Below are 21,657 nucleotides of genomic sequence, written 5' to 3'. Positions count from 1 at the left end.
CAGAACTATGTCTCCGGAGCCGACTCCACGGCGTCATGGCCATACAGCTGCACCACCTTTTGCTGAAAGGATTGATGCCATGCGCTGCGTTGATCGATGCAGGTTTGCATCCGGGCCACGAAAACATCCCGAGCATTTTGCCAGGTACTGGCCGGATTGTCATAGGCCCAGTCATAGCCGCCATCGATGCCCGTGTAGTAGTTCGGCCTGTCCGCAAAGGGACGATGGTACTGCCCCGCCCAGGAACCACCGGTGGGATCATCCAAATCGTTAGCGGGATCCAGCAAGTACAGCAACGAATTGGTATCTAGGGATCGAAAATACTTAGGAAATACCTCCTGAATATGGCCCCCCAGGGCACCCGCATTTTCAGCCAGCAGCTGATTCAGCTCCTTAGCTGCATTGGCAATGCTTAAATCTTGATTAAACGCCATGCCATTCCAGGACCAGTCCATTTCCAGCCACCACACCTCTGGAAACCGATTCCAAATATCCATGCGAGATTCCCCCCAGGCATTCCAGTTATATTTTTGACCGTCGCCATCGGCGAAGGCGTTATCCCGCAGATAGGTGCCAATGGAAATTAGCCGGATCTTGCCTTGTTCCTCAGGGGTAAGTTTTTCCAAACTCTGAACCACCCGATGGGTGCCGCCCCAAACCAACATATATAAGGGGCGAGGATCATCCGCCTGGGCTTCTGACCGAACGGCCGCAATGGCTTGGTCATGGTCCGAAAACACCTTGGAACGGATGTATTCCGGGGACGGATAGTTCAAGGACTGAAACTGGTAGGCCGGATTGTTGTAATCCTCGTCGTAATGGTCCAATACGATCTCGGTACCCTCTAGGCCAATATCCAAGTTATCGGGCCAAATGCCACGGATATCCACCTCATTGGCATACATCATCAGGTGGGCCATGGACTGTCGGTCATCCGGATCCCCCTTGCCTACCTGAATATCGGAAATGACAATAATCCGTGGTTTATCGCTGAGGATCGAGGGTCCCGGATCTGTCGTTTGGGCATCCGTTTGGGCAACAGATCTCAGGTTACTTTTATTACACGAGCCCATAGCCAGACCTATGAGCGAGGTCCTTAAAAACGCTCGCCGATCCATGGGGTGACTCTCCTAAATTGTGGAAACGAATAATTGAAGCGCAGTGCAAACTACGCGCACCCCTTACCTATCTTCACTGATGCTGCCACGCCGCCTGGAAAAAGTCCCGTTCACACACCATGGCATACCGATAGGTGGACCGAGTTAGCTCGCTATCCTCAGCATAGTCATCCACAATCGCCTCCAACTGGGCGGCCAGGGGTTCAAATTCATCGCTGCTGTAGGTGGCAATCCAATCCTTGTAGCCGTGCTCCGGAATGCCTATCTGGGCCAGCTGCTGCCCCAGATAGGCATATAGCCGCATGCAGGGGGACATGGCCACGGCGGTGACACCAATGGGCTGGCTCCAGGCGGTGGCCAGCAAAAAATCCGTATACTGCCGGGTGGCGGTGCCGGGGGTGACCTGGGATAAATCCACCTGCCAGGTTTGGGCATAGCCCTGGTGCAGGTTGAGTTCCGCCAGCACTCCGGCAGCTAGGTCGTGGAACACGTTAAAACTTTGCCAGGTGGGGGCCTTAGCCGCCGCAATGCTGTAGGCCCGCGCAAAGGCTTCTAGGAAAAAGGCATCCTGGCCCACGTAGTAGGCAAAGGTGGCCTTGGGTAGGGTGCCATCGCCAATGCCTTGGACAAAGGGATGGGCCAGGCTCTCATGGGCCAAGTCTAGATGTTGCTGCCAAAGCTTAGAAGAAAGGGCCATGGGGTACCGGTCAAAATCGGATTGCGGGTGACATTATAGAATTAATAGGCATTAATCCCACCGGCGCTCAATGTTAGACCTGTCCGATCTTAAACGCGAAAGCGATTTGCTCACTAATCGCCTGGGCAAAGCCCAGGAGTATCTTTGACTTACCTGCTATTCAAGCCAAAATCGACGATCTAGAGCAGGTGGCGGCCCAACCTGACTTTTGGGACAACCAGGAACAGGCGCAAAAAACGCTACAAACCCTAAACGAATATAAGTCCTACCTGGAGCAGCTCAACACCTGGACCACCCAGCTAGGGGATATTCAAACCATTGCAGAACTGCTGGAAATGGAATCGGATCCGGCCCTGCTGAGCGAAGCCCAGGAAACGGCCCAAAATCTAGCTAAATCCCTAGACCAGTGGGAATTACAACAGCTGCTTTCGGGTCCCTACGACAAAAACAGCGCCGTGGTCACCATTAATGCCGGGGCTGGGGGCACCGACGCCCAGGACTGGGCGGAAATGCTGTTGCGCATGTACACCCGCTGGTGTGAGCAACATGGCTACGGTCTGAAGCTGGTGGAGGAATCTAAGGGGGATGAAGCCGGGCTGAAATCGGCCACCCTGGAAATCGACGGGCGCTATGCCTATGGCTATTTAAAGGCCGAGAAAGGCACCCACCGCCTGGTGCGTATTTCGCCCTTTAATGCCAACGGCAAACGGCAAACGAGCTTTGCGGGGGTGGAGGTGATGCCGGTGCTAGATGACACCATTGAACTGGATATCCCGGATAAGGAACTGGAAATTAAGACTTCGCGTTCTGGCGGGGCCGGTGGGCAAAATGTGAACAAGGTGGAAACGGCGGTGCGCATTACCCACTTGCCCACGGGGCTATCGGTGCGCTGTACCCAGGAGCGATCGCAGCTACAAAACCGAGAAAAAGCCATGGCCCTGCTCAAGGCCAAGCTATTAGTCATTGCCCAGGAACAACAGGCCCAGGCCGTGGCCGACATTCGCGGCGACATGGTGGAGGCCGCCTGGGGCAACCAAATTCGTAACTACGTCTTCCACCCTTACCAGATGGTGAAGGACCTGCGCACCAATGTGGAAACCACCGCCGTTGACGACGTCATGAACGGCGACCTCGACCCGTTTATCGAAGCGCTGCTCCAGAAAGAAAATCAAATTACCCAAGAAACGACGGTGTAGCCAGCCCCCAACGACCTGATACATTACTTAATATTGCGGAATACTCCCTAGGGGAATGTTTTTAAACTAGAGAAATATCCATATAGCCATGTCTGAACCACAATCCCCGATTCAAGATGGGGCCACCTCTGAAGCTCCACCTAGCTATGTCAAATTAGCCATGCGCAACATGGTTAAGAAAGGCAGCAAATCTCTATTCCATTTTTTCCTGACCACCATTGGTTTATTGGGAGTATTAGTGGGTTTAGCCTATCTCACCCGGTGATGGCATCAAACGCTCATCCTGACGTGAATTTATGGGTTGAAACCTCGGCCATAGAGACGATTGATTTACCTACGTCTGCAAGTTGGGAAACCTGGTTTAGCCGATGGCTACGCGAGCTGAAGCCCACCGCGTCCCCCATTAACCAGTACGAAGTTAGTCTCTTACTGACTAACGACGCCACCATCCAGCAGCTAAACTCCACCTATCGTCACCAGGACAAGGCCACTGACGTCCTAGCCTTCGCTGCCCAGGAAACCCATATGCCCGGGGCTCAAGTGATCTACCAAACAGTCCCCATGCCCCTCGGAGACCTAATTATCTCTGTGGAAACAGCCCAGCGACAACGCCATGATGCAGCCTATTCGTTAACTCAAGAACTGACTTGGCTAGCGGCCCACGGTCTACTTCATTTGCTTGGCTGGGATCATCCAGACGATGCCAGCCTCAAAAACATGCTAGATAAGCAGACCGATCTTTTAGGCCTAATAGCCTAGCTTTTTCGTAGGTCACCTGTTAATTCTCAGATCAGAATAGGTAATATACGATCATAGATTTTGATGAAGGTTAACATAGACTGCAGAAAGGTAATTATTTCGGGAACCTATTCAATGGTTTCAGGCTTCGATTAATTTAGGCCCGAAGAATTATGGGGCTTGTCCATGGCTAAATACATTCAATCCAGCTACCTGGTAAAACAGAAGCCAACTCAAGTCATCAGTTTTACGCTCTTGTACTAACTGACCAACATCACCATTAGGTTCGTACATGTCTATTTCGTCTAACCTTCAATCCACACCTAAGAGTAAAAAGGAAAGCAAAACTGCCTGGCAGGTTGCACCTAACCTATTTACAAGTTTCCGCTACGCCTGGGCAGGCATTCTTTATGCCACTAAAACCCAACGAAACTTTCGGATTCATTTGGTGATTGGCTTGGTAGCCCTATCTTTGGGCGTAGTGCTCCATATTCAGGCACTGGAAGCCGCCGTTGTGACTGTTACCATCAGCGCGGTGTTGGTGATGGAGCTGATGAACACCGCCCTTGAGTCTGTGGTAGATCTTACCGTCGGGCAAACGTATCACGAACTGGCCAAGATCGCGAAGGATTGTGCGGCTGGGGCTGTACTCATATCTGCGATCGCGGCGCTACTAGTTGCCGTTTTTGTCTATTTACCCCCATGCCTCGAGTTATTACACCCAGGCATCGCATAGCAATATCAAAACGCGTTGCTAGGCACTGGCTGGATTAATAAAAAGCCAATGGCTACCCTAATTAACGATGAGCGCTAAACGTGAGCGCTGGTAGGGTTTAAGATCAGGTCATACCCTGAATCAGCAGCGGCATGATTTTAGTCATTGATAACTACGACAGTTTTACCTACAACCTGGTGCAATACCTAGGTGAGTTAGGCCAAACCCTAACGGTCGCATCGGATATTCAAGTATTTCGCAACGATCAAATATCCATCGAAGCCATCCGCCGTCTCGAACCCGATGGGATTTTAATCTCACCCGGTCCTGGCACACCGGATGATGCTGGGATTTCATTAGCCGTCATTCAAGAACTGGGACCTACGATTCCCATCCTGGGGGTGTGTTTAGGGCACCAAAGCATTGGCCAAATATTTGGCGGCACTGTCACAGCCGCCGCTGAGCTTATGCATGGGAAAACATCCCCTGTGACCCACAACAACCAAGGCGTATTTGCGGGATTATCGAATCCATTCACCGCCACTCGATACCACAGCTTAATTGTGGAGCGAGCCAGCTGCCCCGAATGCCTCGAAATTACAGCCTGGATTGACGACGGCACAATTATGGGTCTGCGGCATCGTCAGTATCCCCATATCCAAGGGGTGCAGTTCCACCCCGAAAGTGTCCTTACCGATTCGGGCAAACAGCTACTACACAATTTTTTGAGCGCCATCCCCACCAAAGCGATCGCAGCGGCTTAGGCGCGCACGCAATGAACCGGCGGTGACCGTTCTGCTTGTATTCACTTCAGAACCAAACCAAGAAAACTGTCTATCTCGGTACACGAGTGTTCCGAGGCTATGGCACTATAACAAGTCATGGATAGTTAATCTTAATGGGATGTGAGGACGGTATGAAACGGCGGCAATTGCTTCGGAATGCGAGTGCAGCATTCGTCGGTACTCTGGGTCTGGGAATTGCCTCTAATTGGCAAACCTATCAAGCCCAAACTGGTGCGCTACGGATTACGTCCCTAGGCCATATGTGTTTCCAGTTCAGTGGCAGTGGGACAACCATCATCACCAATCCGTTTGATGCGCGAGGATGCACTGAGAACTATGCCAGACCCTCCCTGGGTAGCGCAGATTTAGTTCTAGTGAGCAGTCGCTTACTAGATGAAGGATTTATTCCTGAAGGGGCGTCCGTCGCTAACTTGTTAGATGAACCAGGTGCCTATGAAGTCAACGGCCTGAATATTCAAGGTGTCGGCATGCCCCACGATCGAGAAGGGGGTAGACGCTTTGGCATTAACACGGCTTGGCTCTGGGCCCAGGCAGGCATCAATGTCGTCCATCTAGGGGGTGCCGCAGCGCCCATTGAGCTAGAAGATAAAATTTTGATTGGTCGCCCGGATGTACTCCTAGTGCCCGTGGGCGGTGGCCCCAAGGCCTATACCCCGGCAGAAGCCGCGGCCACCATCGAGAGTTTACAACCCAAACTCGTTATTCCCACCCAGTTTCGCACCAGCGCCGCCAGCAGCAGCTGCGAATTGGAAGCGGTTGAGGCCTTCCTAAATGTGATGGCGGGCACCCCAGTGGATCGCGTAGGTAACACCCTAACTCTCCAGGGGAGCAGCTTACCCGCCAGCGGCATGCGCATTAAGGTTTTGTCCTAACTTGAGCCCCTGCAACTACCCACCCCAAATGCCCATGAATCCAGAATATCAACAGCGACGGCAGGCCGTGATGGACGCCATTGGCCAGGGAACGGCCATTTTTGGTAGTGCGCCTACCGCCGTTATGCACAATGATGTGGAACATCCGTTTCGTCAGAATAGCGATTTTTTCTATCTGACAGGATTTAATGAGCCGGATGCGATCGCAGTTTTAGCCCCCCACCATGAAGAACACCAGTTTGTTCTATTTGTTAGGCCCAAGGACAAAGACAAAGAAACCTGGTCGGGCTATCGCACAGGTGTAGACCTGGCCAAGGAAAAATATGGAGCCCAGGAAGCCTATCCCATAGAAGAATTAGCAGAAAAACTCCCCCAATATGTAGAGAACGCAGAGCGCCTCTACTATCGATTTGGCGATGACGGTCGCCTAGACCAACACATCCTCAACCTATGGCGCCGCATTTTAAATAAGTATCCCAAACGTGGTCGTGGCCCCGTTGCCATCGAAGATGGCCGTCTGCTCATGCAGCAGTTTCGCCGGATCAAAAGCAACAGCGAACTAGACCAAATGCGGCGGGCCATTGCCATTTCGGCCAAAGCCCATAACCACGCAATGGCCATCACAGAACCCGGCCGTTATGAATACCAAATTCAGGCGGAAATGGAGCATATTTTTAGACTAGACGGTGCTTTGGGACCGGCCTACCCCTCCATTGTCGCGTCTGGTGCCAATGCCTGCATTTTGCATTACATCGAAAATAATCGCCAAATGCAGACTGACGATTTGCTCCTGATTGATGCCGGCTGCACCTACAACTATTACAACGCCGATATCACCCGAACATTTCCCGTCGGCGACCAGTTCACGGCAGAACAGCGCACCTTATATGAGCTCGTGCTAGAAGCCCAGCTCAAGGCCATTGACGCGGTTGCGCCGGGACGCCCCTTTAACGAGTTCCACGATGCCGCAACCCGCACTATCACAGCAGGTCTAGTAGAGCTAGGTCTATTGAAGGGCGACGTTGACACTCTCATTGAAGAGAAAAAACACAAGGCCTTCTTTATGCACGGGACTGGTCATTTCCTAGGCTTAGACGTCCACGACAGCGGTACGCTCAGAAATCCAGACAAAACTTGGCAGTCGTTTGTAGCTGGGAATGTTGTCACCGTCGAACCGGGCATTTATATTGCCCCCAACTATGAACCGGTCGAGGGTCAACCCGAGGTGGAACCAAGATGGCGGGGAATTGGTATTCGCATTGAAGATGATGTCCTAGTTACCTCCACGGGCAATGAGGTACTCACAGCCGCCGTCCCCAAACAGCTATCTGCGATGGAAAACCGCAGGCAGCAATAAAAACACCTCGACGTTGACCTTAGATCAACATCACGTCTTCCCCTCCATGGGCAGTCAGAGCCCCCCTTTCCTCAGGCATGCCCCACGGCTAACCACCCTAGAAAATCGCTCTAAAATCAATGGCTTTGTAACAAATACCCTTGTTGGGGGCACACTCTAGAAACATACCTATCAATTAGACATGATTGGCTGATTCAACTCCTAATCCATGCTTTTTAGCAATCTGACAGCCATTCTTGACTGAAACAACATAAATCTGGCGAATCAAAATACAGACAACTCACCCATCGCAGTGTTCAATGTTCATTCCCCCAAACATGGCACAAATGCGGTTACCCTAAATCTTGCCCCCCTATTAGCTCCCAGCATTAGTCAATACAACTAACCTGCTGGACAACTGTTGAAAGGAACTGAAACTGTGCATTGGAAGCCTCTACTGCCCCATACAATGTTGTCTCCCAGACATGTTGGACTCAGGTCTGGGGTCTTGGGTATTTTGGGGTCAATTTTGGTAGCCCTGCCAGTGGATGCAGCAAATCTCCAATTCTGGCGCTTTGACCCACAACAAAACCGGCTCACGTTTACCACCGATACCCAGGTACAACCCAAAGCGCAGCTCATCTTTGACCCTACACGCTTAGTTATTGACCTGCCAGACACCCAGGTTACTAGCTCCACCACCCGCCAACGGCTACAGTCAGGTATCAAGGAAATTCGCGTTGGTCAGTTAGATGACCAAACCGCTCGCATTGTTATTGAGCTAGAGCCAGGCTACACCCTGGATCCGCAACAGGTACAGGTGCGTGGAGAAACGGATCGTCGTTGGTTTGTTCAGCTACCTGAGCTCACCGGCGATGACGGTCGCCGTTCTGTCTCAGCAGAAACACCGGAAACACCAGAAACACCAGACGCACCAGAAACAAACAATCAAGTCACTGGCAACAGTTCTACCAACCGCAGCTCCACTCAGGTGGAAGGCATTCGAGCAACCGCCGATGGCTTTTTTATTCGTGTCAGTGGCCAAGCACCAGAAGTGGAGTTACGGCGGTCTCGGCGGCGTGATCCAGAACGCACCATTACCCTGGAGTTAGAGGATAGCTCCATTGCGCCTGGACTCACGGTGACGTCTTTACCCAACAATCGATACAGCATTGAACGCTGGGAAATCAATCAAGAGGACTCCAGGGTATTTATTACCATGCAGCTTGGGGACGATAGCCCCGATTGGCGCACGATTGTCACCGACGTTAGCAGCAATTTACGCGGTATTTCTGTCCTCCCCGATGGTGTCTCGATTGGGACTATTCCTGATACGAAACCGAACAATAATAGCGTTGCCGTTACCCCAGACCCCACTCCCCGACGGCCAACTCGACCGATTCCTCGCCGAGAAGAAGAAGCCATCCGACCCCGTGGGGAGGATGCGTCATCAGGGCAACTGCCGCGAGTGAGTCAACAGCGGATAGTCGTTGCCATTGATCCTGGCCATGGGGGACGCGATCCGGGCGCTGTTGGGATTGGTGGGCTGCAAGAGAAACAGGTCATTTTTCCCATTTCTCAGCAAGTTGCGAGTATCTTGCGCCAACAGGGTGTAGAGGTGATCATGACGCGCAACAGAGACATTGAACTAGACCTGGCACCTAGGGTACAAATTGCAGAACGGGCCGATGCGGATTTCTTTGTGAGCATTCACGCCAATGCTATTAATTTAAGTCGCCCAGACGTGAATGGTTTGGAAACCTACTATTACTCGGACAATGGCGCACGGTTTGCCCGCACCGTACACAATATTGTCCTGGGCACTATGGGTATGCCAGATCGTCGAGTGCGTCAGGCTAGGTTTTATGTCCTTCGTCGCACATCTATGCCCGCTATCTTAATTGAAGTTGGCTTTGTCACAGGCGCGGAAGATATTCACAACCTGCGCGATCCCCAATGGCGCAGTGATATGGCCAATGCGATCTCACGGGGAATACTAACCCACATCCAACGAGAGCGTTAACCCCTCGCTAATTCACAATTCAATTCACAATTCATCGACAAGAAGCGGCTTAGGGCTCCGGCCCCAAGAGCCCATCCACTAAGTTACTTATGTTCCGGGTGTTCCGTCGCTTCACAGGGCTCACCTAAGGAATTAATCTGGCGAATAAATTGTTGCAATCGCCCAAAGTTGCGGTGGTTAAACCGAAAAACAATCCGCGGGAAGCCAGCTGTTTCATCCCCCTGCTCTTCCGGCAACGTCTCGGTCATTTCCATTTTGCCCGCTTCTACAATATCGCCAAAAGATTGATTGAGTTCATCCAAAGCCCCGGCGCGCAAACAAGATTTCAACCGTATTACCAAGCGATCTCCCACATATCGAATGGAATGAAACACACGATAGTAGTTAGTAATCTCAGCCCAGGCATCATCAATGTTATCGGTCATCACATAAAGGCTCGGATCATCCGAACTAATGAGACCATTTGCCAATAGATGGTCCCGCACATAGGTATCCCACCCCTGCCAATAGTTACCACCAGGATGATCGATTAACACAATCGGCATCGGCTCAGCCTTGCCCGTTTGCACTAGAGTCAGCGACTCAAAGGCCTCATCCTGGGTACCAAACCCCCCTGGGAAAACCGTTAACGCGTCGCATTCTCGCAAAAAGAATAGCTTACGCGTGAAAAAATATTTGAATGTCAGTAATTTAGGATCATTTTCCATAATGGGATTAGACCCTTGCTCAAACGGTAGTTGTATATTCAGCCCAAAAGAATGATCAGCGCCCGCCCCCTCGTTACCGGCCTCCATAATCCCAGGACCGGCTCCCGTCATCACCATAAAACCTTGCTTGGCCGCTCGCTGGGCAAACGACTTTGCCAACTGATAATCCGGATGATCCCCAGAGGTGCGAGCAGAGCCGAAAATCGCAATTTTACGCGTATGGCGATGGGGATAAAATCCCTGGAACCCCAGTTCCATATCCTGGAGGGTATTATTCAATATTTTCCAATCTAAGCGATCAGCCTCCCGCCCAATCATTCTCACAAGCGTCTCTAAAATTTGTTGAATAACCGCCCCATGTTCCATGGAGGGAAGCTGAGTAACAACTTCAGAAATCTTCTCTTGTAAGTGAGTGGGCATTTTCTCTGCAGAGGTGACCATACAAATACCAACCAATCTAGATTGTGAACTATTGAATTGACCAAGCTTCTAACACCACAAGCCCGTAGCCAACATATCGCAAACATTAGCTCCCAGGCATCTTTTCTCGCGAGAAAACTCCAGCCCCTATTGTCTCTACTTATTTTCTAGCAACAACATAATAGAGAGTTTGGAAATAGCTACAAAGTTGAGATGTTTTTGCAGTTTACCAGGGCTCTGTCTATTGCGCACCGTCCCTCAAAACCTTGATGACTAAAGCAAAGGCTTCGACAATTAATTGTCGAAGCCTTTTAAGCAAAACTACCTAAAGCGGTGGAACTTCCCTTGAACCGTGCCACATCCAATCACAGCCAAGAAAAAATTCAGGGGCCATTAAAACCTAAAGGTACTTTTCCAAAGTATTGGCCAAAGTTGTTTTAGGAACAGCGCCCACTACCATATCCACACGCTGGCCATCTTTAAAGATCATTAGGGTGGGAATACTGCGGATACCATACTGACTAGCCACCTTAGGATTATCGTCAGTATTGACCTTGACCACCTTTACTTTGCCGTTATATTGCTCAGAAATCTCGTCCACCACAGGTGCAACCATTCGGCAAGGCCCACACCAGGGGGCCCAAAAGTCCACGAGCACTGGGAGCTCGCTATTGAGTACTTCTTGTTCGAATGTCGAATCTGTGACTTGTGCGGCTGCTGACATCCCTACATTCCTTGTCATCAAATATCAGATTCCTACCATAGCTGATTTTGGTCTGCCTCTCATCATTGGGATGGGAAAAATCAACCTTAAGAATAACGTTGTATTAAGCAATGCCTTGAATACCAACACTTACACAGTTGCCCCAGGGTATTGAGCCGGCATAGCGCCACAGGGCGATGTGACACGTCAAAAACCATTGCAAAACCATGTAGGAAAACGATGCCTACAGGAACCGCCTAAACCGAATTCGGTTTAGGCGGAGTGTGGTGTGAGGAGTGAACGGAAACTTCCGTCTCCGCTTTCAGCTCCATTGTATGTCAAGTCTCAGCTTTTGCCATCCCCTAAAGTCCAGGTATGGTAAGGACTTTAAGTTTTATTTTCTTGCATATAGAAGAAAACAAAACTTAGTGATTTCGAACATAGCTGTCAGGTGATTTGGGTCATCCATTGGATACAGAACTTAATTAGTGACAGCGTTTGTTGTTGTTGAAACCCATTGGTCTGGGACACTGCCGCTACTTACCCATACCCAACTGCTGGGCCTTTTGATAAACCTTACCCTCGGTAAGTAATGAAGGTGCAATGACCACATCCACCTGTTGCATATCCTTTAAATCTTTAGCGCCTAGAGTGCCCATGCTGGTTTTGAGCGCCCCTAGCAAATTGTGGGTGCCATCATCCAACTGGGCAGGCCCCCTCAAAATTTGCTGCAGACTGCCTGTTGTACCCACCTGAATACGCGTGCCCCTAGGCAAAACAGGACTCGGAGTCGCCATGCCCCAATGGAAGCCCCGCCCTGGTGCTTCAGCCGCCCGCGCAAATGGCGAACCAATCATTACGCCATCGGCCCCCGAGGCAATGGACTTACAGATATCCCCCCCGGTCACTAAACCACCATCGGCAATTACTGGCACATAATTCCCTGTCTCCCGCTGATAGTCATCCCGGGCCGCAGCACAATCGGCAACGGCGGTCGCTTGGGGCACACCCACACCCAGCACACCGCGGGATGTACAAGCCGCCCCCGGTCCGATGCCAACCAATACACCTGCCGCTCCAGCCCGCATAAGTTCCAGGGTCACCTCATAGGTGACGCAGTTACCTAAAATAACCGGCATGGGCATATCGGCACAAAATTTTGCCAAATCTAGGGGCACAACGGTATCGGGCGATAAATGGTTAGTAGACACCACCGTTGCTTGAATAAACACAAGATCGGCTTCGGCTGCAGCCACAACTTCGCCGTATTTTGCAGCGCCCATGGGAGTGAGACTGACCGCGGCAATACCGCCTTGGCTCTTAATATCCGAAATTCGTTTTTTAATTAATTCTGGTTGAACAGGCTGGGCATATATTTCCTGCATTAAGGGAACAAACTCAGATTTACCCACCGATGCAATGCGATCTAAAACAGGATTTGGATCCTCATACCGAGTTTGAATCCCTTCCAAATTAAGCACGCCAAGGGCCCCTAGCTTAGAGAGCTCTACCGCCATGCGCACATCGACAACACCATCCATAGCGCTGGCAATAATAGGAATTTCGCGTTCCACATTACCCAGGGTCCAACGGGTGTCAGCGAGTACAGGATCTAGGGTTTTCGGTCCAGGCACCAATGCGATTTCATCAATGCCATAGGCACGCCTTGCTGTTTTGCCGCGACCAAGTTGAATGCTCACTTATTTCTCCTTCCCAAGATCATTAGGTAAGCCTAGCAAAGAAAGAAATCGATCCTCAATCGTTTGTTGTTAGGTCGCTGAGGAATTTACCGAAGAACGTTTCTAGAGAAATTGGGCAAGTGGCGTTAGCGCTTATTCATAGCAAGTTATGCCCATTGGAGAGGATATTCTACAAGGAAAAGAAAATGAATAATTGTTTTATCTCCAGCGCAATGAAAATAGCTGCCAGGGTATGTTCCACCTCACCCCTGCGAATAGCCCCTCGGCAAACAGGTACAATAATTGTCCCGTGGGCTCTCTGACTTGTAGTTCAGCGACATTCTGACTGACAATTTCATTATTGAGTTGTAGACAATACCGTGAATTTATCGTCCCTCAAATTTTTTAGAAACCTACGCGCAAACAACCGCCAGTTTGCCGTCATCGGGTTAGGTAGATTTGGGCGAGCCGTATGCCTTACCCTGCACGGTATGGGGTACGAAGTTTTAGGGATTGATTCGGATGAAAGCCGGGTGGCCCAAGTCTTGACCGATCAAATTGCGGCCCATGCGGTACAACTAGATTCCACCCAGCCTTCAGCCCTGCAGGAAGCCGGTATTCCTGATTTTGACACTGTGATTGTCGCGATCGGCAATTACATTCAAGAAAGTATTATCACCACCCTGAATGTAAAGGAAGCAGGTGTGGCCAATGTGGTCGCGAAGGCGTCTACGGAAATCCATGGCAAACTGCTTCAGCGGGTCGGCGCCGACCATGTGGTGTTTCCAGAATTTGAGATGGGGTGTGAGTTAGCCCGCTCGTTAACCCGCCCAGGCGTGCTAGATCGGTTTGAGCTAGATCCAGACCATAGCATCGTGGAGGTAGTGGTCCCCCAAGAGTTTGATGGTAAAACTATCGTGGAATTGGATTTACGCAACCATTACGGTCTAACGCTAATGGCCGTTAGTAAAGAGAATGCTCTCGATAAGTTTGAAATTAATCCGAGCCCTGTGACCCGCTTAAAGGCAGGGTCGCTAATGGTGGTGGTGGGGGCTAACAAGGGTATTGATAAGCTACCAACTACGTAGAATGCCCCTAAACTATGGGCGAGCGCATAAATAGGCCGGTCCCTTGAGGGTGCTGCTAGAAGAACAGCAGCTTAGAGGCCAGGTGATGCAGAGGCTAGGTGAAATGGATAGACATACATGAAAGTCATTGGCCTGATGAGTGGTACATCCGTTGATGGGATCGATGCGGCCCTAGTAGATGTGACAGGCTCCGGATATGAGGTGGCCATTGAAGTCTTAGGCAGCCTCACCGTGGATTACTCGGCGGAATTACGACATCAAATTCTGGGAGTTTGCAGTGGCCAATCGATAACGATGGCTCAGGTAGCTCAGCTGGATGATGAGATTGCGATCGCATTTGCCCAGGCAGCACAACAGCTAGGCCCCGCCGATTTAATTGCCTCCCACGGTCAGACCATTTACCACCGTCCACCCACCGCCAAACACCTGGGATATAGCTGGCAACTCGGACGGGGCGATTTAATCGCCCACCTGACCCAAACGCCCACAGTCAATGACTTTCGCCAAGCTGACATCGCCGCCGGTGGCCAAGGAGCCCCCCTCGTGCCCCCGGTAGATGCCAGCCTCCTCAGCCATCCTCGCCAGCATCGCTGTGTGCAAAACATTGGCGGCATTGGCAATCTTACCTACCTGCCTCCCTGGGATCGCACCGGACAGCCCCCAACAGATATTGTCGGTTGGGACACCGGCCCAGGCAATGCCCTCATCGACTGGGCGGTAGATCTATTTAGCCAGGGCACACTCACCTACGACCACAATGGAGACTGGGCCGCCCAAGGCACTCCCCATGCCCCACTAATTGACCAATGGCTAGGGCAGCCATTTTTTCAACAACCACCGCCTAAATCCACGGGCCGTGAGTTATTTGGGGCAGACTATGGTCAACGCTGTTGGCAACAAGCCCAAACCCTGGACCTTAGTCAGGCAGATTTTTTGGCCACATTAACCGCATTTACAGCGGCGACAATTGTCCACAGCTACCAACAACTACCCCGTTTACCAGATGAAGTTCTACTGTGCGGCGGTGGCAGCCGCAACGCCCATTTGAAAGCCCAGCTACAAACACAGCTACCGGGCTGCAAAGTAAGGCTCACCGATGATGCGGGGCTCGATAGCAACTTTAAAGAAGCGATCGCATTTGCAATTCTCGGCTACTGGCAATGGCATCAGCACCCTGGCAACCTAACCACTGTCACCGGCGCCAGTCGCCCCTGCATTTTAGGCCAAACCCACATGCCCCACACCTAAACCATCACACCATGGGCAACAAGCAAAAACATTACAGTAGCAATCCCCCAGATTATTCATCTATCCTGATTTAGACAGCTGCTCTAGGGCCATAGCCCCATAGCAAGACCAAGCATATCCCCTGGATCATCGCTCAGTAGAGCTTACCTAGAATCTAAAGGGGGAATATGCAATCATCACAAGGAACAACAACGCCAGCATAGATTACGGATCCACAGCTCTTGATATCAATTGTCATCGACCATTAGGGAGAACAGGTGAACCACAGTTTTCTGATTGAGCCAGGGCGTTGGACCCTTCAAGGTAACTGGTTAGCACAGGATTTATTGCCCATAACGGTTAAGGGCAAAATCTTAGTAGCCTGGAATCGCAAAGACTGGTTCACAATGGTCACGAAACTCGTCTTCCCCAATGGGGAATTGGACGATATTGCCCTTCAATACAAAGGCCGGCTTACGACTGGCAATCGCCAATATACCTTCGTACTGCAACATAGCCTGCTGGGACGTGTAGAAGGAGAAGGCTGGATTGCACCAGAATCAATTGTTCAACAATATTGGGCCCTACAAGATCGACAAATGCGCACCGGATTTGAAACGCTCTATCGCATCGATGCCCATAAGTATCACTTTTCCGGCGGCATTATTGCTGGGCACCACTTAAACAGCACCATGGAAGCCGTCATTGAACAACATTTGGGATAACGGACCAACAGTCTTGCCCAAAGCACCCAAGATTATTCTGTAACCGCGAGTAATCTTAGGAACGTATTATAAAGCGACCCATAAGCTAGCATAGAAAAATTACCCTTTGCCCACCCATAGTCACCCTTGCGAACACAGGTTTCCTGAAGCAAGCCCCCTGACTAACATCTGGGTTTATCAACCAAAACCTGGCACTGAAAGCCGTTCCACCCAGGGGCTGCCCAAGACCCGACATCCGGTTAGAAATCATTAGCACGCCAGCAGCGTTTGAACTCCCATGCCGTTGAGATCACTCATCCAGTTGTTGATCACTTCTTAAAATGCTGACCTTGGGGAATATTAAAACAGTAAGCCCCACAAGAATGGCGCCGACACATCTGCTACGTTTAATGCAACCTCGTCAATTCACCCCGTTACATGCCAGACACTTACTTTGGTCTTAGACTTGCTAATCGATATGAGCTGATGGACTCCATCGGTCAAGGCTCGATGGGCAAAGTCTATCTGGCGGAAGATATGCTGCTCGGAGGGGTGCGCGTCGCAGTGAAATTTCTCGCTCGAACCTTGCTCAACGATCACATGAAAGAGCGGTTTATGCGAGAAGCCATGACCTGTGCCCAGCTAGGCAACAATAGTATCCATGTGGTCAGGGTAACGGACTACGGCGTGACTGACGACGAAATCCCTTTCTATGTAATGGAATATTTAAAGGGACAAAATCTAGGACAGGTTATCCACTCAACACCATTACCCATTGCGAGATTTATCGATTTTACTCGGCAAATTTGCTTAGGGTTAGAAACCGCCCATAAAGGCATTGTTCTCAACGGTCAGGTAATCCCCATTATTCATCGGGACATTAAGCCTAGCAATATCCTAGTCACCCAAAGCACCAGCGTTGGTGAACTGGTCAAAATCTTAGATTTTGGCATTGCGAAATTTATGCAGTCCGACAATAGTGAACAAACCAGTAGCTTCATGGGAACGCTAGCCTATGCATCCCCCGAACAAATGGAGGGGCAAGAGCTAGACCGACGGTCTGACATCTATAGCCTGGGCGTTATGATGTACCAGATGATCACAGGCCGCTTGCCGTTTCGTCCTAACAACAATACATTCGGCGGCTGGTATAAAGCGCATCGTTCCCAAGAACCGACGCCGTTAGAAGGACTATCCCCCTACGGAGCCCTGCCCAAAATACTCAAAGATTCAGTCATGGGCTGCCTGGCGAAAGATCGGGACCAACGTCCCGACAGCGTTGAGCACCTACTGGATCAGCTAGCGCCCCTAGAAAATAGACTCGGTCACTCCATCAAACTGAGTAAACAAATTCGTAGCACGCTACGAAAAACCCCAGTCATTTCTAAACCTGAAAGTCCCAGTGGCTCAGAAGAAGATCGATTTTGTCGACTCCAGGTTTGGCCTCCCAAGACCCCCATTGCTGAAATTGTTTTTCCCAAGTTGCTCTCCATGAGCAATCGTCAGCTGCCGACACTATGGGCCATGTTGGGCTCCCTAGAAATCGAACAGCGCATTACTAACACCAGTGCTAATAATTTTTTGTGTGTTCGTAACCCTTACCCCATGGTGCTTTGGCTGACGGCTTTCTATAACAAACAGCAAGGGGCTCGATGGTTATCTAGCTATTTGGATCTTAAAAATCCTGGCACTCAGAAATTTCTCTGGTGTTTGGGAGAGTCTGGTGTTTATCGCATACTCTTTTTCGGCAAAGAATCTCCTAACAATTTTGTCAACTTGAGACGCCTCAATATTGCCGCACCACAGCAAAAACTCCTGAAAGAATGGATCCTGATGGCACGCTCCATCATGCCCATTGGCAATGCCCAAGAGAGTAAGACCCTACTGAAGAAGGAATTGAATGAAAATCTAAAACCCAGGATGCTGCTGAGCTTTGAGGCCATGCACTCTAGCGAGTAAACCGGCCAAACGCCGCGTGCTGATAGATAAGCTGTGGCTCACGGGCGCCGACAGCCCTAGGTTTTGAAAGCTCAATTAGCGCTGGGGAAGTGAATCACGGGATGCCAGCTAGAGCGCAACAACGCACTGGTAAAGCTAGGAACTGACCATTTCAGGATGCCTTTGGATTTACCGGAGGAAATTGCGATCGCAGAAATATCATTCACTTCTGCCGACTTCAGAATTTCGGACTGGGGATCCCCGGCACGCATCTCAGAAAATACTTCTATGCCAGCCGCCTCCAAATTTGCCTTAGCGTCCTGCAGCAGCGCTTTGACCTGGTCTTCCGGCTGTCGTAACTCCACACGAATAGAATCATCCACCACCCAGCAAAGCGTGCACTGCTTTGGATGGGAATGTGTTTGAGCCGCAGCCTTGATATTTTCAACCAAATGGTTAGCGCTTTTACTGCCGTCAAAGGGCACCAACAGATGGTCAAACAAGGTTTGGCAGCGCAGGCTCAGCTCTTGCTCTCGATAGGCCGATACCAGCGGAGGACGCAAAATCATCAGGGGAATCTCCAACTGTTTGGCAATACCCACCGTCGTACTACCAAAGATGCGCTCCGTTAACAGTGAGCGAGTAGGGGTGCCCAAGATCACGACATCCGCATGGTGGCGACGGGCAACCTTGGAGATATTGTCGAGCACCCGGCCAGAACAGACCTCAACCACCACGGACTTGCCGTCGGGCAACGTAGCTTCTTGGGCTGTCGCTAGGGTTTCTTCCGCACTTGCGATCGCAGCCGCGTCAACTTTCGGAATTTCACGCTCCGCCGTAATCGCAACATTATGGAAAAACACAATTTTGTCCAAACCTGACTGCACCACATCAGGCACAAATTTAATCAGCCGTTGCAAACTATCAGTGAAGTCAGTACAAACGAGCGCACACTTAAACATCTAGCACGATTCTCCAATCACCCAACCGACAAAGAACAGAGACCCAGACACCACCACAGCGGGCGCCCATCAGCGCAAAGCTAGTCTTGAAATGCAACCACCACCACCGTGATATTGTCTCGCCCGCCACGCTGTTTCGCCGCATCCACCAAAGATTCAGCCGCCGTAGGGCAAGCGCGGATACTTTTCAAATGAGTCGCAATTAACGGATCAGACAGCTCCTCAGTCAAACCATCGCTACACAGCAACAAGCGATCGCCCCCCAGGACATCTAACGACTGAATATCAATTCGATTCAAGTCTTTACGCCCCAAACATTGGGACAACACATGGCGCCAAGGATGATGCTTAGATTCATCCACGGTCAACTCACCATCTTCAATGGCTTTGGCCACCCACGTATGATCCATCGTAATCTGATCTAACTTAGCGCCCCGTAAACGATACAGCCGGGAATCGCCCACATGGGCACACCAAGGCTCATGGTCAGGGCCCCAAAACATAACCGCCACCGCCGTCGTGCCCATGTCCGCCCGCTCAGGATGGCTATACTGGTCTTTTAAAATCGCATCGTTAGCCGCAATAAAAGCCTTACGCAGCATCACATCTGGCGATTCGGAACTATCCCAATGATTATCCAAATAGTGATAGATCGCTTCTATGGCTAAACGACTAGCTTCCTGCCCGCCCGCATGTCCGCCCATGCCATCAGCAACTACAAAAAACCGGCCTAAATTATCCAGGTAATAAGCATCTTGATTACTTGTCCTGAGTAATCCTGGATCCGTTAAACCAGCAAAAAAGCGTTGCATAAAGCATCTAGGCATATAGAAGTAGAACGCATTGCTGATAACCCATCGAGTTTTCAATCAGACATCTAGCAATTAAGCAAAACCGACAGATTGAATACGCATTTAGCTCAGCAACAATAAAACTAGGGCATACGGTCAGCACGACCAAGTCGCATCAAAGCACGAATCAATGCAATCCCTGAAGCAACAGCCGGTACAGCCATTGCCAAAGCAATCCACGGCAACTGACTAACCAACAGTAATGTAGCCGACAGGGTAAAGGTGCCCAACAGTAAGGTGTAATTTGTCATCAAATTGACACTGCTAAGGCGACGGATAGCCCGATCGGTTTCAATTGAGCGTACCCTAACCCGAATATCCCCTCGATCTAACCGATCTAAAGAATCTTCAATGCGCCGTGGCAGCCCAAAAGCCGAACTACCCACTTGCGCAGCCTGACGGCTAATTTCACCGATTAATCCGTTGGTAGAGGAGTTAGAAACATTAGTCATAAGCTGATTAGCAAATGGTTTTGCAGCCTCCATAAAATTAAAGTCTGGATCCAGACCTTTACCCACACCTTCTAGTGTAGAAAAGGCTCGCATTACAAAGGTAAACGTCGCTGGAAATCGAAATGGTTGATCATAGGCAACCGCGTACAAATCGTCACTAATGGCGGTGATGGACTGATCCTCAAAGGGCTTGTCCATAAAGTTGTCTAGAATATACTGAATCGAGCGGCGCACAGGCCCCATATCGTCAGTTTCTTCCAACGCTCCCAAATCAAGGAGAGAAGCCATCACCATATCAGCATTACGCTGAGCCACACCCATGAACGTGCGCATCAAGCCATCCCGAGTAATGGGCTTGATTTCCCCCATCATGCCAAAGTCATAAAAAATGAGAGCTCCATCTGGATTGACCGCAATATTTCCAGGATGGGGGTCGGCATGGAAAAAGCCATCATTGAGCAACTGATGTAGATAAGCTTGAGCCCCAAGCTGAGCCAAGCGCTGCCGGTCTAAACCTGCCGCCTCCAAGGACTCGTAGTGGCTAATCTTGATACCGGGCAAATACTCTAAGGTCAATACGCGCTTGGCTGCATATCTCCAATAAATTCGGGGAGCCTTAACCCAGTCGATATCACGGAAATTACGTCGAAACGTATCAGCATTACGACCCTCATGAAGAAAATCAATTTCTAGCCACAAAATACGGCAACATTCTTCATAAATCCCAATCCAGTCTCGACCTTTTCCCCACTCAGGATGGTTTTGAAAATAGTGGGCAATTCCCTTGAGGATAGATAGATCAATCTGAAATAGGCGCTGTAGATCAGGGCGCTGAATTTTTACAACAACGTCTTCTCCAGAATGGAGCTGGGCGCGGTGCACCTGCCCTAAACTGGCCGCCGCTAAAGGAATCGGATCAAAGCTTTGGAAAAGCTCATCAACCGGGCGACCTAGATCCGCAGCAATAATTGTCTTAACCTGTTCGTAACTAAAAGCAGGAACCTGGTCCTGAAGCTTCGATAGTTCCTCAACGTATTCAATCGGAAACAGATCGGAACGGGTTGAAAATAGCTGCCCTAACTTAATGAATGTAGGGCCTAAATTGAGGCATGTATGCCGAATCCATTGGGCCTGAGCGCGACGACGAGCCGCCTGTTTTTCAGGCGAAATGCCACCGGAATAACTCCATGACTTTCCGTACAGCCATCGCTTACCCAGCAGGGTCAAAAAAAACGACCAGATATCAACGAATCGCTCTGGTCGACTGTAACGACGGTTCCAACGATAGCGCTTTTCTTCTGGCAAATTGGGCAACTGTTTATCAGGTAAATGCGTCCTCGACGAAATATCCGATGAAGGCATGGTCAAAGCCGCTGCCTGGATATCGCTGTGGTTATCTGGGGCACGCTTTGGCAACGAATGTTC

20 protein-coding genes are annotated in these 21,657 nt (G+C 50.4%); 12 read left to right on the top strand and 8 right to left on the bottom strand.

Going from position 1 to position 21,657, the window contains the following annotated elements:
• Positions 1 to 5: 5 nt before the first annotated feature.
• Positions 6 to 1,073 carry a nucleoside hydrolase-like domain-containing protein gene (locus tag IXB28_RS00855; protein WP_215616650.1) on the bottom strand — a complete coding sequence of 356 codons (1,068 nt, stop codon included), beginning with the start codon at positions 1,071 to 1,073 and terminating at the stop codon, positions 6 to 8.
• Positions 1,074 to 1,191: 118 nt separating this feature from the next.
• On the bottom strand, positions 1,192 to 1,815 hold the full coding sequence (locus IXB28_RS00850) for a TenA family protein (protein WP_215616649.1): 624 nt from the start codon (positions 1,813 to 1,815) through the stop codon (positions 1,192 to 1,194).
• Positions 1,816 to 1,885: 70 nt separating this feature from the next.
• On the opposite strand from IXB28_RS00850, the gene prfB reads away from it, so the two are divergent.
• The 8 genes from prfB (at position 1,886) to IXB28_RS00810 (ending at position 9,501) form a co-directional block, all read left to right on the top strand.
• Positions 1,886 to 3,011 (top strand): peptide chain release factor 2 gene (gene prfB / locus IXB28_RS00845; protein WP_215616648.1). Its coding sequence is split into 2 segments (ribosomal slippage): positions 1,886 to 1,960 and positions 1,962 to 3,011, totalling 1,125 coding nucleotides; the frame shifts between segments, so codons are not numbered across the junction.
• Between the two features lie 88 nt (positions 3,012 to 3,099).
• Entirely contained in the window at positions 3,100 to 3,276 is a 177-nt protein-coding gene (locus IXB28_RS00840) for a DUF3285 domain-containing protein (RefSeq protein ID WP_215616647.1), read from the top strand.
• Positions 3,276 to 3,770, top strand: coding sequence for an rRNA maturation RNase YbeY (ybeY, locus tag IXB28_RS00835; protein WP_215616646.1), 495 nt, complete (start codon positions 3,276 to 3,278; stop codon positions 3,768 to 3,770). The genes IXB28_RS00840 and ybeY overlap by 1 nt, the downstream gene beginning before the upstream one ends.
• Before the next feature lie 271 nt (positions 3,771 to 4,041).
• On the top strand, positions 4,042 to 4,485 hold the full coding sequence (locus tag IXB28_RS00830; RefSeq protein WP_215616645.1) for a diacylglycerol kinase family protein: 444 nt from the start codon (positions 4,042 to 4,044) through the stop codon (positions 4,483 to 4,485).
• Positions 4,486 to 4,616: 131 nt separating this feature from the next.
• Positions 4,617 to 5,228, top strand: coding sequence for an anthranilate synthase component II (locus IXB28_RS00825; RefSeq protein ID WP_215616644.1), 612 nt, complete (start codon positions 4,617 to 4,619; stop codon positions 5,226 to 5,228).
• Positions 5,229 to 5,380: 152 nt separating this feature from the next.
• Positions 5,381 to 6,142, top strand: coding sequence for an MBL fold metallo-hydrolase (locus IXB28_RS00820; RefSeq protein ID WP_215616643.1), 762 nt, complete (start codon positions 5,381 to 5,383; stop codon positions 6,140 to 6,142).
• 34 nt (positions 6,143 to 6,176) lie between these two features.
• Positions 6,177 to 7,499 carry an aminopeptidase P N-terminal domain-containing protein gene (locus IXB28_RS00815; RefSeq protein ID WP_215616794.1) on the top strand — a complete coding sequence of 441 codons (1,323 nt, stop codon included), beginning with the start codon at positions 6,177 to 6,179 and terminating at the stop codon, positions 7,497 to 7,499.
• 508 nt (positions 7,500 to 8,007) lie between these two features.
• On the top strand, positions 8,008 to 9,501 hold the full coding sequence (locus IXB28_RS00810; protein WP_246559558.1) for an N-acetylmuramoyl-L-alanine amidase: 1,494 nt from the start codon (positions 8,008 to 8,010) through the stop codon (positions 9,499 to 9,501).
• Positions 9,502 to 9,584: 83 nt separating this feature from the next.
• Here the strand turns inward: IXB28_RS00810 and IXB28_RS00805 are convergent, their stop codons facing one another.
• The 3 genes from IXB28_RS00805 to IXB28_RS00795 all read right to left on the bottom strand — a co-directional run bounded on the left by IXB28_RS00805 (position 9,585) and on the right by IXB28_RS00795 (position 13,031).
• Positions 9,585 to 10,649: an LOG family protein gene (locus IXB28_RS00805; protein WP_215616642.1), complete on the bottom strand. Its 1,065-nt coding sequence runs from the start codon at positions 10,647 to 10,649 to the stop codon at positions 9,585 to 9,587.
• Between the two features lie 379 nt (positions 10,650 to 11,028).
• Complete coding sequence (trxA, locus tag IXB28_RS00800) at positions 11,029 to 11,352, bottom strand: thioredoxin (RefSeq protein WP_215616641.1); 324 nt, start codon at positions 11,350 to 11,352, stop codon at positions 11,029 to 11,031.
• A gap of 515 nt (positions 11,353 to 11,867) precedes the next feature.
• Positions 11,868 to 13,031, bottom strand: coding sequence for a GuaB3 family IMP dehydrogenase-related protein (locus IXB28_RS00795; protein ID WP_215616640.1), 1,164 nt, complete (start codon positions 13,029 to 13,031; stop codon positions 11,868 to 11,870).
• A 359-nt stretch (positions 13,032 to 13,390) separates the two neighbouring features.
• On the opposite strand from IXB28_RS00795, the gene IXB28_RS00790 reads away from it, so the two are divergent.
• The 4 genes from IXB28_RS00790 to IXB28_RS00775 all read left to right on the top strand — a co-directional run bounded on the left by IXB28_RS00790 (position 13,391) and on the right by IXB28_RS00775 (position 17,988).
• Positions 13,391 to 14,098: a potassium channel family protein gene (locus IXB28_RS00790; RefSeq protein WP_215616639.1), complete on the top strand. Its 708-nt coding sequence runs from the start codon at positions 13,391 to 13,393 to the stop codon at positions 14,096 to 14,098.
• A 117-nt stretch (positions 14,099 to 14,215) separates the two neighbouring features.
• A complete protein-coding gene (locus tag IXB28_RS00785) occupies positions 14,216 to 15,346 on the top strand; it encodes an anhydro-N-acetylmuramic acid kinase (protein ID WP_215616638.1) in 1,131 nt (376 codons plus the stop codon).
• A 257-nt stretch (positions 15,347 to 15,603) separates the two neighbouring features.
• Positions 15,604 to 16,050 (top strand): hypothetical protein, encoded by a 447-nt coding sequence (locus IXB28_RS00780; protein WP_215616637.1) that lies wholly within the window; start codon positions 15,604 to 15,606, stop codon positions 16,048 to 16,050.
• A gap of 417 nt (positions 16,051 to 16,467) precedes the next feature.
• On the top strand, positions 16,468 to 17,988 hold the full coding sequence (locus IXB28_RS00775) for a serine/threonine protein kinase (RefSeq protein ID WP_215616636.1): 1,521 nt from the start codon (positions 16,468 to 16,470) through the stop codon (positions 17,986 to 17,988).
• A 71-nt stretch (positions 17,989 to 18,059) separates the two neighbouring features.
• Here IXB28_RS00775 and IXB28_RS00770 read toward each other — a convergent pair whose 3' ends face one another.
• From IXB28_RS00770 to IXB28_RS00760, 3 genes are all read right to left on the bottom strand, one after another.
• Positions 18,060 to 18,929, bottom strand: a complete 870-nt coding sequence (locus tag IXB28_RS00770) for a universal stress protein (RefSeq protein WP_215616635.1) — start codon at positions 18,927 to 18,929, stop codon at positions 18,060 to 18,062.
• Between the two features lie 80 nt (positions 18,930 to 19,009).
• Positions 19,010 to 19,741: a PP2C family protein-serine/threonine phosphatase gene (locus IXB28_RS00765; protein ID WP_215616634.1), complete on the bottom strand. Its 732-nt coding sequence runs from the start codon at positions 19,739 to 19,741 to the stop codon at positions 19,010 to 19,012.
• Between the two features lie 122 nt (positions 19,742 to 19,863).
• The gene (locus IXB28_RS00760; RefSeq protein ID WP_246559569.1) at positions 19,864 to 21,594 is read right to left on the bottom strand and encodes an ABC1 kinase family protein; all 1,731 of its coding nucleotides are present in this window, start codon (positions 21,592 to 21,594) and stop codon (positions 19,864 to 19,866) included.
• Positions 21,595 to 21,657: the final 63 nt, after the last annotated feature.

This window comes from Leptothoe kymatousa TAU-MAC 1615 (genome assembly GCF_018739865.1).
Taxonomy (GTDB): domain Bacteria; phylum Cyanobacteriota; class Cyanobacteriia; order Phormidesmidales; family Phormidesmidaceae; genus Leptothoe; species Leptothoe kymatousa.
The sequence above is the reverse complement of the archived record's forward strand: the minus strand, read 5'-3'. Positions and strand labels throughout refer to the sequence as shown.

What these genes read in the sequence shown, in the direction of transcription:
- IXB28_RS00850 (WP_215616649.1), bottom strand. Translation starts at nt 1,815, where the DNA reads ATGGCCCTTTCTTCTAAGCTTTGGCAGCAACATCTAGACTTGGCCCAT.
- trxA (WP_215616641.1), bottom strand. Translation starts at nt 11,352, where the DNA reads ATGTCAGCAGCCGCACAAGTCACAGATTCGACATTCGAACAAGAAGTA.
- IXB28_RS00815 (WP_215616794.1), top strand. Translation starts at nt 6,177, where the DNA reads ATGAATCCAGAATATCAACAGCGACGGCAGGCCGTGATGGACGCCATT.
- IXB28_RS00760 (WP_246559569.1), bottom strand. Translation starts at nt 21,594, where the DNA reads ATGCCTTCATCGGATATTTCGTCGAGGACGCATTTACCTGATAAACAG.
- IXB28_RS00770 (WP_215616635.1), bottom strand. Translation starts at nt 18,929, where the DNA reads ATGTTTAAGTGTGCGCTCGTTTGTACTGACTTCACTGATAGTTTGCAA.
- IXB28_RS00805 (WP_215616642.1), bottom strand. Translation starts at nt 10,649, where the DNA reads ATGGTCACCTCTGCAGAGAAAATGCCCACTCACTTACAAGAGAAGATT.
- IXB28_RS00855 (WP_215616650.1), bottom strand. Translation starts at nt 1,073, where the DNA reads ATGGGCTCGTGTAATAAAAGTAACCTGAGATCTGTTGCCCAAACGGAT.
- IXB28_RS00840 (WP_215616647.1), top strand. Translation starts at nt 3,100, where the DNA reads ATGTCTGAACCACAATCCCCGATTCAAGATGGGGCCACCTCTGAAGCT.
- IXB28_RS00825 (WP_215616644.1), top strand. Translation starts at nt 4,617, where the DNA reads ATGATTTTAGTCATTGATAACTACGACAGTTTTACCTACAACCTGGTG.
- IXB28_RS00765 (WP_215616634.1), bottom strand. Translation starts at nt 19,741, where the DNA reads ATGCAACGCTTTTTTGCTGGTTTAACGGATCCAGGATTACTCAGGACA.
- ybeY (WP_215616646.1), top strand. Translation starts at nt 3,276, where the DNA reads ATGGCATCAAACGCTCATCCTGACGTGAATTTATGGGTTGAAACCTCG.
- IXB28_RS00830 (WP_215616645.1), top strand. Translation starts at nt 4,042, where the DNA reads ATGTCTATTTCGTCTAACCTTCAATCCACACCTAAGAGTAAAAAGGAA.
- IXB28_RS00785 (WP_215616638.1), top strand. Translation starts at nt 14,216, where the DNA reads ATGAAAGTCATTGGCCTGATGAGTGGTACATCCGTTGATGGGATCGAT.
- IXB28_RS00820 (WP_215616643.1), top strand. Translation starts at nt 5,381, where the DNA reads ATGAAACGGCGGCAATTGCTTCGGAATGCGAGTGCAGCATTCGTCGGT.
- IXB28_RS00775 (WP_215616636.1), top strand. Translation starts at nt 16,468, where the DNA reads ATGCCAGACACTTACTTTGGTCTTAGACTTGCTAATCGATATGAGCTG.